At 54.3% G+C, this 13,044-nt stretch carries 6 protein-coding genes; 4 read left to right on the forward strand and 2 right to left on the reverse strand.

Annotated elements, in window-relative coordinates; genetic code table 11:
* Positions 1 to 227: 227 nt before the first annotated feature.
* Positions 228 to 2,564, reverse strand: a complete 2,337-nt coding sequence (gene arcB / locus SK38_RS19635; RefSeq protein ID WP_020996355.1) for an aerobic respiration two-component sensor histidine kinase ArcB — start codon at positions 2,562 to 2,564, stop codon at positions 228 to 230.
* A 201-nt stretch (positions 2,565 to 2,765) separates the two neighbouring features.
* Positions 2,766 to 3,695, reverse strand: coding sequence for a tRNA modification radical SAM protein MnmL/YtqA (locus SK38_RS19640; protein WP_008785937.1), 930 nt, complete (start codon positions 3,693 to 3,695; stop codon positions 2,766 to 2,768).
* Positions 3,696 to 4,379: 684 nt separating this feature from the next.
* Between SK38_RS19640 and gltB the strand changes: the two genes are divergently transcribed.
* From gltB to SK38_RS19665, 4 genes are all read left to right on the forward strand, one after another.
* Positions 4,380 to 8,840 (forward strand): glutamate synthase large subunit, encoded by a 4,461-nt coding sequence (gene gltB / locus SK38_RS19650; protein ID WP_020996357.1) that lies wholly within the window; start codon positions 4,380 to 4,382, stop codon positions 8,838 to 8,840.
* A gap of 12 nt (positions 8,841 to 8,852) precedes the next feature.
* Positions 8,853 to 10,271 carry a glutamate synthase small subunit gene (locus tag SK38_RS19655; RefSeq protein WP_048236859.1) on the forward strand — a complete coding sequence of 473 codons (1,419 nt, stop codon included), beginning with the start codon at positions 8,853 to 8,855 and terminating at the stop codon, positions 10,269 to 10,271.
* Positions 10,272 to 10,518: 247 nt separating this feature from the next.
* Positions 10,519 to 11,769, forward strand: a complete 1,251-nt coding sequence (codB, locus tag SK38_RS19660; RefSeq protein WP_032945130.1) for a cytosine permease — start codon at positions 10,519 to 10,521, stop codon at positions 11,767 to 11,769.
* A complete protein-coding gene (locus tag SK38_RS19665) occupies positions 11,759 to 13,039 on the forward strand; it encodes a cytosine deaminase (RefSeq protein ID WP_032945132.1) in 1,281 nt (426 codons plus the stop codon). The genes codB and SK38_RS19665 overlap by 11 nt, the downstream gene beginning before the upstream one ends.
* Positions 13,040 to 13,044 lie beyond the last annotated feature (5 nt).

The following is a 13,044-nucleotide window of genomic DNA, read 5'->3' on the forward strand; positions in this document are numbered from 1 at the left end:
TAATACTCCTTTCTCAACTGGCTGAAACATATTAGTTATTATGATTTAAATGCTACGCTTCACACATTTAACTGATTCATGTAACAAATTATTTAAGATTTGCTATCTTAACTGCGTGCGGCCTGAAAATTAGGGCTGCGCCCTTGTAAACAATGATAATAATTTACGGCGCAGCCACGATTTCCCTGGTGTTGGCGCAGTATTCGCGCACCCCGGTCAAGCCGGGGTCATTTTTTTTCCACACTCGCCACCCAGGCTTTTAATACTGCCACGTCGTGCTGCCACTCCTGCTTCATCTCTTCAATCCATTCAGCAACGTTATCTTCCCAGGCAGGAAGATCCGGCGACTGGATTTGCTGACCAAGCTGTTGCAGGTGACGCAGCCCCACTGAACCTGCTGCGCCTTTAATTTTATGGCCTTCCTCAACAACACCTTTTTTATCCCGTGCCGTCAGGTTGGACTCCAGCACGCTCAAATATCCCGGCATCATCTTCTCAAACACCGCCAGCCCGTCGGTAATTAACTTCGGTCCCACCAGCTCGAGGTATTGTTCCAACATAGGAATATCTAACAGCGCTTGCGATTTACTGCTTTCTTCAGATGTCACAGTGCTCTCCTCTTCGTTTCGGGTATCCCAGTATTTTTTGATCATGGCGGTTAGCGCCGGAACCGACAGCGGCTTACTCAGCACGTCGTCCATGCCTGCGTCCAGATACTCTTTTTTATCTTTCAGTACGTTGGCGGTGAGTGCAACCAGCGGTGGCAGATCTTCACGGGCGTATTTTTGCGTGAGCTCCCGCGAGATATCCAGACCGGTCATATCCGGTAGCTGAATATCCAACAGCACCAGGTCATATTCACCCGGCGTAAACATTTCCAGCGCGGCTTTCCCGGTCATCGCGACATCCACGCTGTTGCCTAATTTTTCCAGCACGGAGCGCGCAACAATAACGTTCAGCTCAATGTCTTCTACCAGCAGCACATTCAGGGCTGGCAGCGGCATTTCATCGTCTTCAAAAGCATCTTCAATCTCTTCCGCTACCGCAGGCGCATGCACAGTCAGCGTAAAGATGGACCCTTTTCCTGCCTGGCTGGAAACCGTAATATCACCGCCCATGTTTTTCGCCAGACGCTTCGACACGGCCAAACCAATCCCTGTCCCCGTAGCCGGTTTACCGCCGTTGCTGTCCTTCACCTGATAATACATAGCGAAGATTTTATCCTGCTCATCCTGCGGAATGCCGATGCCGGAATCTTCAACTTCGAAATGCAGCATATTCCCCTGGTCATAGCGCGCCCGCACGGTCACCTGCCCCTGCTGGGTAAACTTCACGGCGTTGCTGATCAGATTCCACAGGATCTGACGCAGACGCGTTCCGTCGGTAATGACCTTATGCGGCAGCGGTAACGTCGGCTCAAGCACAAAGCGCAGCCCTTTTTGCTGCGCCTGTAGGCCAGAGAGGTTTTCCAGATCCGCCATAAAGCTGGTGAAATCGATCGGCTGGTTATCGAGCTGGACTTTACGTCGCTCCATCTTATCCATGTCGATAATATCGTTGAAAATATTCCCCAGCGTCACAGCAGAGACGTGGATTGTTTTCAGATATTTTTCCTGCTCCGCGGTCAGATCCGTATCCAGCAGGATCCGGCTTAAGCCGACAATGCCGTTAAGCGGGGTGCGCAACTCGTGGCTGATGGTAGAAATAAAGGTGGTCTTATCGCGGCTGGCGCGCTCAAGCGCATCCTGATAACGCTTACGCTCGGTAATATCGCGCCCAAAGCCCATCAGACCATGTCGTTTACCTACGCGGTCATAGTAAGGCACTTTGCGAATTTCAAAGCAGGCTTTGCGCCCGTCCGGGTAGTCCAGCCACTGTTCGTAGGTGAGCGAAACATTATGGCGGAACACCTTCTCGTCGGTCTCAATCACCTTTTCAGCCGCTTCAGGAGAGTAAACGTCAGCCGGTTTTAAGTTCACCAGCTGCTTTTCGCTTTTGCCGGTCAGCAGCTCCATGGCACGGTTACAGCCGGAAAACTCCTTATCTTCATTGCGATAAAAAACCAGATCCGGCGAGGCATCAAGGAAAGAGCGTAAAAAGGAAGACTGTTGCTCAAGCTGGATCTGCGCCTCTTCGCGCTCTTTGATTTCAACCTTCAGTTGCTCGAATGTTTCCTGGCGCTCTGCTTCGGCTTTTTCACGCTCAACAATTTCCTGATTGAGCTGGGCAATATTATCTTTCAACTGCACATTGAGCTTGAGATCTCGCTCGCGCATCTCTTCCAGCTTTTGTACCAGTCGTGACAGGCGTTGCCGGGACTCCTCAAGTTGCTCCACCACCACAGACAAGAAATAGACGGCCCAGGGGGTAATTAACAGACCAAAAAAGATAGAGCGGATAACATCAATGCTTTCTACCTGGCCATGCAGCACCATGGTGACAGCCATCTGCACCACAATTGCCAACACGACCAGAGCCAGCGCCAACAGCAGCGAAAAGCGCACCAGACCTAACTTCATCATCAGGTCGACGTAATATTGCGCCAGCATACGGATTTGCTTCATAGAGGGTTCCTTCACGACAACTTGGCACAATAATACTCAATTCTCAGCGTGACGTTGAAGATTGTGCAAGAAATGCGGAGGTTATCGGTGAAATGACCGCGGAGAGGCCATCGTAGGCCTGATAAGCAACGCGCCATCAGGCAATGTGCGCCGGGCCGCCTGATGGCGCTTCGCTTATCAGGCCTACATGACTACGGAGAGTTAGTTCTCAGGCAGCACCCATGGCGTACCGAGCGCCGAGCCTTGCACACCGTACTTGTTAAGGTACTTATCCAGTTCGACCATCCCGGTCCAGCGGTTTTCACACCATAGCGGTGCCAACAGCGTTGGGCGACGCGCGCTGGCGGAAATTCGATGATAAATCACCTCTGGCGGCGTATGACGGATCATCTCCCCGGCGGTAACCGTATAGTCGTCCAGTTCAATTCCGTTCAGCCGCCCGGCTTCCCAGGCTTTCGCCATCGTACTGCCTTTCACAATATGCAGCGGGTGCAGCTTAATACCGTCAACACCCGTCTCCACTACACGTTCCATGGTTTGCAGGCATTCTGCCTGCCCTTCTCCCGGCAGACCGACAATCAGGTGCGAGCACACTTTCAGCCCACGCTCGCGTGCCAGTCGCGTAGTGCGTTGGTAGCAGGCAAAATCATGGCCGCGGTTAATACGATGCAGGGTTTTGTCATGCGCGGTTTGCAAACCGAGCTCCAGCCATACCTCATAGCCGAGGTCTTTATACTCGCAAAGCAGATCGAGTACCGCATCCGGCACGCAGTCGGGGCGCGTCCCAACGCATAACCCGACGATACTGGCCTGGCTAACCGCCTGCTGATACATCGAACGCAGCACCTGCACTTCAGCAAAGGTGCTGGTATAGGCCTGGAAATAGGCCAGATAGCGTTTCGCGCGATTGACCAGATGCGCCTGATGCTCAAGCTGCTCGGCAATAGAATGGTGCTGCTGTGCTTCATCGGCAAACGAGGCGACATTGCAGAAAGTACACCCGCCACGTCCGATGGTGCCATCACGATTTGGACAGCTAAAGCCGCCGTGAAGCGTGAGTTTATGAACCTTTTGCCCGTAACGGCGAGAAAGATCCCCACCAAACATATTGACTAATTTCTGTAACTGCATAATCTGGTAGACCGCGCCTTGAAAAGAGGCCAAAGCCTGCCATTTTTTGCCCCAGTCGGCGATGACCTGGATCAATCGCCCTGGCGTGCTTTTATTCATTGCATAACAAATCAAAATAATCGAAATTTCATTCATTCAAAATGAAATTACTTTTCCTTATATCCGACAGTTTTTTTTATCTTCTTATACTCTCAGCATAAAAACAGTATCTTTAAGACGCCAAAACTCCAAAAACCAGCATAAAATGCCAAGCATAGCGATAAACAAAGGGAGGACGGGGGATATACAGCCTTTCTGACAGTGAGACAGATCACACTTCGCTCTCCATTCTCCTTGCGTTAAATCAATGTAAAAAAGCCTTAAATTTCAACATATTCATAAAGTTAATCGCCCTATAGCACATTTTTGCATAAATAAGATTGCCATTTGACCTGTGTGTGGATTCCCGATAACGTGGAAATCCGCTGGAAGCTTTCTGGATGAGCAGTCTGCTCATCATATTTATGCAGTAATTGAGATTCCCTCTGAAGCAAGTCCTCAAACTTGTTTGACCTATGCGAAAAGGATAAAGAGGGCGAATGCGAGGTAAGCGTATGACACGCAAACCCCGTCGCCATGCTCTTGGTGTGCCCGTGCGCAACGGTCCAGATGGGAATCCCGCAGAGCCTGGGGAGGTTCACTGATATGTTGTACGATAAATCCCTTGAGAGGGATAACTGTGGTTTCGGCCTGATCGCCCACATAGAAGGCGAACCTAGCCACAAGGTAGTGCGTACCGCCATACACGCACTGGCCCGCATGCAGCACCGTGGCGCAATTCTTGCCGATGGTAAAACCGGCGATGGTTGCGGTTTGCTGTTACAAAAACCTGACCGCTTTTTCCGCATCGTGGCGCAAGAGCGCGGCTGGCGTTTAGCTAAAAACTACGCCGTCGGCATGATCTTTTTAAATAAAGACGCTGAACTGGCTGCGGCTTCTCGCCGCATTGTCGAAGAAGAATTACAGCAGGAGACCCTGTCGATTGTCGGCTGGCGCGACGTGCCGACCAACGAAGGTGTTCTCGGTGAAATCGCCCTCTCCTCCCTGCCTCGTATCGAGCAAATTTTTGTCAACGCCCCTGCGGGCTGGCGTCCGCGTGATATGGAGCGCCGCCTGTTCATCGCACGCCGTCGCATCGAAAAACGCCTCCAGGACGATAAAGACTTCTACGTGTGTAGCTTGTCGAACCTGGTCAATATCTATAAAGGTCTGTGTATGCCGGCGGATCTGCCGCGCTTTTACCTGGACCTGGCGGACCTGCGTCTGGAATCGGCCATCTGCCTGTTCCACCAGCGCTTCTCCACCAATACCGTACCGCGCTGGCCGCTGGCGCAACCGTTCCGCTACCTGGCGCATAACGGTGAAATCAACACCATCACCGGCAACCGCCAGTGGGCACGCGCACGTACCTATAAATTCCAGACACCGCTGATCCCTGACCTGCACGACGCCGCACCGTTCGTTAACGAAACCGGCTCCGACTCCAGCTCAATGGATAACATGCTGGAACTGCTGCTGGCTGGCGGGATGGACATTATCCGTGCCATGCGTTTACTGGTGCCGCCGGCCTGGCAGAACAACCCGGATATGGACCCGGAGCTGCGCGCGTTCTTTGACTTTAACTCCATGCACATGGAGCCGTGGGATGGCCCAGCGGGCATTGTTATGTCCGACGGCCGCTTTGCCGCCTGTAACCTTGACCGAAACGGCCTGCGCCCGGCGCGCTACGTCATCACCAAAGACAAGCTGATTACCTGCGCCTCTGAAGTTGGGATCTGGGATTATCAGCCGGATGAAGTGGTTGAGAAAGGTCGCGTCGGCCCTGGCGAGCTGATGGTTATCGATACCCGCAGCGGGCGCATTCTGCACTCCGCCGAAACCGATGACGATCTGAAAAGCCGCCATCCGTACAAAGAGTGGATGGAGAAGAACGTCCGCCGTCTGGTGCCGTTCGAAGACCTCGCAGACGATCAGGTCGGCAGCCGCGAACTGGACGATGACACGCTCGCCAGCTATCAGAAACAGTTTAACTACAGCGCCGAAGAGCTGGATTCCGTGATCCGCGTGCTCGGCGAAAATGGTCAGGAAGCGGTCGGTTCAATGGGTGATGATACCCCGTTTGCGGTGCTCTCAAGCCAGCCACGCATCATTTATGACTACTTCCGCCAGCAGTTCGCGCAGGTGACTAACCCGCCGATCGACCCGCTGCGTGAAGCGCACGTTATGTCGCTGGCCACCAGCATCGGTCGTGAGATGAACGTCTTCTGCGAAGCCGAAGGTCAGGCACACCGCCTGAGCTTTAAATCGCCGATCCTGCTGTACTCCGATTTCACCCAGCTCACCACCATGAAAGAGGAGCATTACCGCGCCGACCGCCTGGATATCACCTTCGATGTGACCGAAACCACCCTCGAAGAGACCGTCAAAGCATTGTGCGATAAGGCGGAACAGATGGTGCGTAACGGTACGGTGCTGCTGGTGCTCTCTGACCGTAACATCGCGAAAAACCGCCTGCCGGTTCCGGCACCGATGGCCGTGGGCGCAGTGCAAACGCGCCTTGTAGAACAAAGCCTGCGTTGCGACGCCAACATCATCGTTGAAACCGCCAGCGCCCGCGACCCGCACCATTTTGCTGTCCTGCTCGGCTTTGGCGCGACGGCCATTTACCCGTATCTCGCGTATGAAACGCTGGGACGGCTGATCGACACTCAGGCGATTGCCAAAGATTACCGGACCGTGATGCTGAACTACCGTAACGGCATCAACAAAGGTCTGTACAAAATCATGTCCAAAATGGGCATTTCGACCATCGCCTCTTACCGCTGCTCGAAGCTGTTTGAAGCGGTTGGTCTGCACGATGATGTCGTGGCGCTGTGCTTCCAGGGCGTGGTCAGCCGTATTAGCGGCGCAGGGTTTAGCGACTTCCAGCAGGATCTGCTAAACCTCTCCAAACATGCATGGCTGGCACGTAAACCTATCAGCCAGGGCGGTTTGCTCAAATACGTCCACGGCGGCGAATACCATGCCTACAACCCGGACGTGGTGCGCACGCTGCAACAGGCGGTACAAAGCGGCGAGTACAGCGACTATCAGGAATATGCCAAGCTGGTCAATGAGCGTCCGGCGGCCACGCTGCGCGATCTACTGGCGATTACTCCTGGCGATGAAGCCGTAAGCATTAGCGAAGTAGAACCCGCAACCGAACTGTTTAAACGCTTCGATACCGCAGCTATGTCCATCGGCGCATTAAGCCCCGAAGCACACGAAGCGCTGGCCGAAGCCATGAACAGCATCGGCGGCAACTCGAACTCCGGTGAAGGCGGTGAAGACCCGGCGCGCTATGGCACCAATAAAGTGTCGCGCATTAAGCAGGTTGCTTCCGGTCGCTTTGGCGTAACCCCGGCGTATCTGGTCAACGCCGATGTCATCCAGATTAAAGTCGCTCAGGGCGCGAAACCTGGCGAAGGCGGTCAGTTACCGGGTGATAAAGTCACCCCGTACATCGCCAAACTGCGCTATTCGGTGCCGGGCGTGACGCTGATCTCCCCGCCGCCGCACCACGATATTTACTCTATCGAAGACTTAGCGCAGCTGATTTTCGACCTCAAACAGGTCAACCCGAAAGCGATGATCTCCGTGAAGCTGGTTTCCGAACCAGGCGTTGGCACCATCGCCACAGGCGTGGCGAAAGCCTACGCGGATCTGATCACCATTGCTGGCTACGATGGCGGTACCGGCGCAAGCCCGCTCTCCTCGGTGAAATATGCGGGCTGCCCGTGGGAACTTGGTCTGGTGGAAACCCAGCAGGCGCTGGTCGCTAACGGTCTGCGTCACAAGATTCGTCTGCAGGTTGATGGCGGTCTGAAAACCGGTGTCGATATCATTAAAGCGGCGATTCTCGGCGCGGAAAGCTTCGGCTTCGGTACTGGTCCAATGGTGGCGCTGGGCTGTAAATACCTGCGTATTTGCCACCTGAACAACTGCGCAACCGGCGTGGCGACTCAGGATGACAAACTGCGTAAGAACCACTATCACGGCCTGCCGTTCAAAGTGACTAACTACTTTGAATTTATCGCCCGCGAAGTCCGTGAGCTGATGGCGCAACTGGGTGTGAAGCGTCTGGTGGATCTGATTGGTCGTACCGACCTGCTCAAAGAGCTGGAAGGGTTTACCGCCAAGCAACAGAAACTGGAACTGTCTCGTCTGCTGGAAACCGCCGAACCGCATCCGGGTAAAGCGCTGCATTGCACCGAGAACAACCCGCCGTTTGATAACGGCGTGCTGAACGCTCAGTTGTTACAGCAAGCGAAACCGTTTGTCGACGAGCGCCAGAGCAAAACCTTCTGGTTCGATATCCGCAACACCGACCGTTCTGTTGGCGCGTCGCTGTCGGGCTATATCGCGCAAACGCATGGCGATCAGGGGCTGGCGTCTGACCCAATCAAAGCGCACTTCAGCGGTACCGCAGGCCAGAGCTTCGGCGTGTGGAACGCGGGCGGCGTGGAGTTGTATCTGACCGGTGATGCCAACGACTATGTCGGTAAAGGTATGGCGGGCGGTCTGCTGGCAGTGCGTCCTCCGGTTGGCTCTGCTTTCCGTAGCCATGAGGCGAGCATAATTGGTAACACCTGTCTGTATGGCGCCACCGGTGGCCGCCTGTTTGCCGCGGGTCGTGCAGGTGAGCGCTTTGCAGTACGTAACTCCGGCGCAATCACCGTGGTTGAAGGTATTGGCGACAACGGCTGCGAATATATGACCGGCGGCATCGTCTGTATTCTCGGAAAAACGGGCGTCAATTTCGGAGCGGGTATGACGGGTGGATTCGCCTACGTGCTCGACGAAGACGGTGAGTTCCGCAAACGCGTGAACCCGGAACTGGTAGAAGTGCTGAACGTGGACTCGCTGGCTATCCACGAGGAACACCTGCGCGGTTTGATTACCGAGCACGTACAGCATACCGGCTCTTCACACGGCGAAGAGATCCTGGCTAACTGGCCAGCATTCTCGGCGAAATTCGCGCTGGTAAAACCAAAATCCAGTGATGTGAAAGCACTGTTGGGTCACCGTAGTCGTAGCGCAGCAGAGCTGCGTGTGCAGGCGCAGTAAGGGGTAGCAGCAATGAGTCAGAACGTATACCAATTTATCGACCTGCAGCGCGTTGATCCGCCTAAGAAGCCGCTGAAGATCCGTAAGATCGAGTTTATCGAGATCTACGAGCCGTTTTCCGAAGGCCAGGCCAAAGCACAGGCAGACCGCTGCCTGTCCTGCGGTAACCCGTACTGCGAGTGGAAGTGCCCGGTGCATAACTACATCCCGAACTGGCTGAAACTGGCGAACGAGGGGCGTATTTTTGAAGCGGCAGAACTGTCGCACCAGACCAACACTCTGCCGGAAGTCTGTGGCCGCGTGTGCCCGCAGGATCGTCTGTGTGAAGGATCCTGTACGCTGAACGATGAGTTCGGCGCGGTGACTATCGGTAACATCGAGCGCTATATCAACGATAAAGCATTCGAAATGGGCTGGCGCCCGGATATGACCGGCGTGCGTCAAACCGACAAGCGCGTGGCGATCATCGGTGCCGGTCCGGCAGGCCTGGCCTGTGCTGATGTGCTGACCCGCAACGGCGTGAAGGCGGTGGTATTTGACCGCCACCCGGAAATCGGCGGTCTGCTGACCTTCGGTATTCCAGCCTTCAAACTGGAAAAAGAGGTGATGACCCGCCGTCGTGAAATCTTTACCGATATGGGCATTGAGTTCAAATTGAACGTGGAAGTGGGCCGCGATGTACAGCTCGACTCCCTGCTGAAGGATTACGACGCCGTGTTCCTTGGCGTAGGTACCTATCAGTCGATGCGCGGTGGGCTGGAAAACGAAGACGCTTCCGGTGTGTTTGATGCCCTGCCGTTCCTGATCGCCAATACCAAACAGTTGATGGGCTTTGGCGAAAGCAGCGACGAGCCGTACATCAGCATGGAAGGCAAACGCGTCGTCGTTCTCGGCGGTGGCGATACCGCGATGGACTGCGTGCGGACCTCGGTTCGCCAGAACGCAGCACATGTCATCTGCGCTTATCGTCGTGACGAAGAGAACATGCCGGGTTCCAAACGCGAAGTGAAAAATGCGCGTGAAGAAGGCGTCGAATTCCAGTTCAACGTCCAGCCTTTAGGCGTGGAAGTGAACGCCAACGGTAAGGTATGCGGTGTGAAAATGGCGCGTACCGAAATGGGTGAACCAGATGCGAAGGGCCGTCGCCGTGCGGAGATCGTCGCCGGTTCCGAACACGTTGTTCCGGCAGATGCGGTGGTACTGGCGTTTGGCTTCCGTCCGCACAGTATGGAGTGGCTGGCAAAACACAGCGTCGAACTGGATTCTCAGGGCCGCATTATTGCTCCAGAGCGCAGCGACAACGCCTTCCAGACCAGCAACCCGAAAATCTTCGCCGGTGGCGACATCGTGCGCGGTTCGGATCTGGTGGTCACCGCGATTGCCGAAGGTCGTAAAGCGGCAGACGGTATCCTGAACTACCTGGAAGTGTAATACAGCCTCTTAAGGCATCTCATCTGCCCTGGTGGGTGAGATGCCAAATTCCTGCCGCAATACCGCCAAACCTGCCGATTAAGCCAGTCTGACAACACGTTTAGTAAACAGGGCAAATAACCTTAACTCCCCAAACAGATCAACATCATGAATAATAACCATGTAAAAATCAGACGAAAACGTTTGCTTTACGTTGAGAACTGTATATTATGCGGCGGATTTTTTGGGCAAAATTCATGGAGGCGTTGTGTCGCAAGACAACAATTATAGCCAGGGCCCCGTCCCTCTGGCGGCGCGAAAAGGCGTAGTTCCACTAACATTTGTCATGTTGGGACTCACATTCTTTTCCGCCAGTATGTGGACCGGTGGCACACTCGGTACCGGTCTTTCTTATAATGATTTCTTCCTGGCAGTTCTCTTCGGTAATCTTCTCCTCGGTATTTACACTGCATTTCTCGGTTTTATCGGCGCAAAAACAGGGCTCTCAACCCACCTTCTGGCGCGTTACTCATTTGGTGTGAAAGGTTCATGGCTTCCCTCTCTGCTGTTAGGCGGCACACAGGTAGGCTGGTTTGGCGTTGGTGTGGCCATGTTTGCTATCCCGGTTGGCAAAGCGACGGGAATTGACGTCAATATCCTGATTGCGGTTTCCGGTCTGTTGATGACCCTGACCATCTTTTTTGGCATCTCAGCGCTGACCGTTTTATCTATCATCGCCGTGCCTGCCATCGTCGTACTTGGCAGCTACTCCGTCTGGCTGGCAGTGAGCGATGTCGGCGGTTTGGAGCATTTAAAAGCGATAGTGCCGCAAACGCCGCTGGATTTCTCCACCGCACTGGCGCTGGTAGTCGGCTCGTTTGTCAGCGCAGGGACGTTAACCGCTGACTTCGTCCGTTTTGGCCGCAACGCCAAAGGCGCGGTGCTGATCGCCATGGTGGCGTTTTTCCTTGGCAACTCCTTGATGTTCATCTTCGGCGCTGCGGGCGCGGCTGCGGTTGGACAGGCGGATATCTCTGACGTGATGATTGCCCAGGGACTGCTGCTGCCCGCAATCATCGTTCTTGGTCTGAATATCTGGACCACCAACGATAATGCGCTGTACGCATCGGGCCTGGGATTTGCCAATATTACCGGCCTTTCCAGCCGTACGCTGTCGGTGGCTAACGGTATTATTGGCACACTGTGCGCGCTGTGGCTTTACAATAACTTTGTCGGCTGGCTGACATTTCTGTCGGCAGCGATTCCCCCGATTGGCGGGGTCATCATCGCCGACTATCTGCTGAACCATCGCCGCTATGCCGACTTCAGCAAAGCGCAATTTATTTCCGTAAACTGGATAGCGATCCTGTCCGTTGCACTGGGCATCGCCGCAGGTCACTATATTCCCGGCATCGTGCCCGTCAATGCCGTACTCGGCGGCGTATTCAGCTATATCCTGCTGAATCCACTTTTCAATCGCAGCCTTGCTAAATCCCCGGAGGTCAGCCATGCAGAATAATAACATCACCATTCATCAGGCGCGTTTACAGGGACGTGAAGGGTTATGGCAAATCACGATTGAAAACGGGCGCTTTAGCCGTATTGAGCCTCAAGACGCAGCGACGTTACCACAGGGTGAAGTGCTTGATGCTGAAGGCGGTCTGGCTATCCCACCGTTCGTTGAGCCACATATCCATCTGGACACTACGCAAACCGCGGGCGAGCCGAGCTGGAATCAGTCTGGTACGCTGTTTGAGGGCATTGAACGCTGGGCTGAACGTAAGGCAATGCTCACTCACGAAGACGTCAAAGCGCGCGCCATGCAGACCCTGAAGTGGCAGATGGCCAACGGCATCCAGTATGTCCGTACTCACGTTGACGTATCCGACCCAACGTTGACGGCGCTAAAAGCCATGCTGGAGGTGAAGCAAGAAGTCGCTCCGTGGGTAGAGCTACAGATTGTCGCGTTCCCGCAAGAAGGCATTCTTTCTTATCCCAACGGTGAAGCGCTCCTGGAGGAAGCCGTGCGTCTGGGCGCCGACGTCATTGGCGCGATCCCGCACTTTGAATTCACGCGTGAATATGGCGTAGAGTCGCTGCATAAGATTTTCGCTCTGGCGCAAAAATACGACAAACTTATCGACGTGCACTGTGACGAAATCGATGATGAGCAATCCCGCTTTGTTGAAACCGTTGCGGCGCTGGCGCATCGCTACAATATGGGCGAGCGCGTGACCGCCAGCCATACCACGGCGATGCATTCCTACAACGGCGCGTATGCTTCCCGTCTTTTCCGCCTGTTGAAAATGTCCGGCATTAACTTTGTCGCAAATCCACTGGTGAATATTCACCTGCAAGGGCGCTTTGACACTTATCCTAAACGTCGTGGTGTTACGCGCGTCAAAGAGATGCTGGAAGCGGAGATCAACGTCTGCTTCGGTCATGATGACGTCTTCGATCCGTGGTACCCGCTGGGCACTGCGAATATGCTGCAGGTGCTGCATATGGGATTACACGTGTGCCAGTTGATGGGATACGGACAAATTAACGATGGGTTGAACCTGGTCACCACCCACAGCGCGAAAACCCTGCACCTGCAGGACTACGGTCTGAACGTGGGGAATTCTGCGAATCTGGTGATTTTGCCTGCAGAAAATGGGTTTGACGCGGTTCGTCGCCAGACGCCTGCCCGTTATTCCATTCGTCATGGTCGAGTCATTGCCGAGACGGTCCCAAGCCAAACCACACTGCATCTGACGCAGCCAGAAACGGTGACGTTTAAGCGCTAGGTCGT

The organism is Citrobacter sp. MGH110, from assembly GCF_001037515.1.
Classification (GTDB): Bacteria; Pseudomonadota; Gammaproteobacteria; order Enterobacterales; family Enterobacteriaceae; genus Citrobacter; species Citrobacter portucalensis.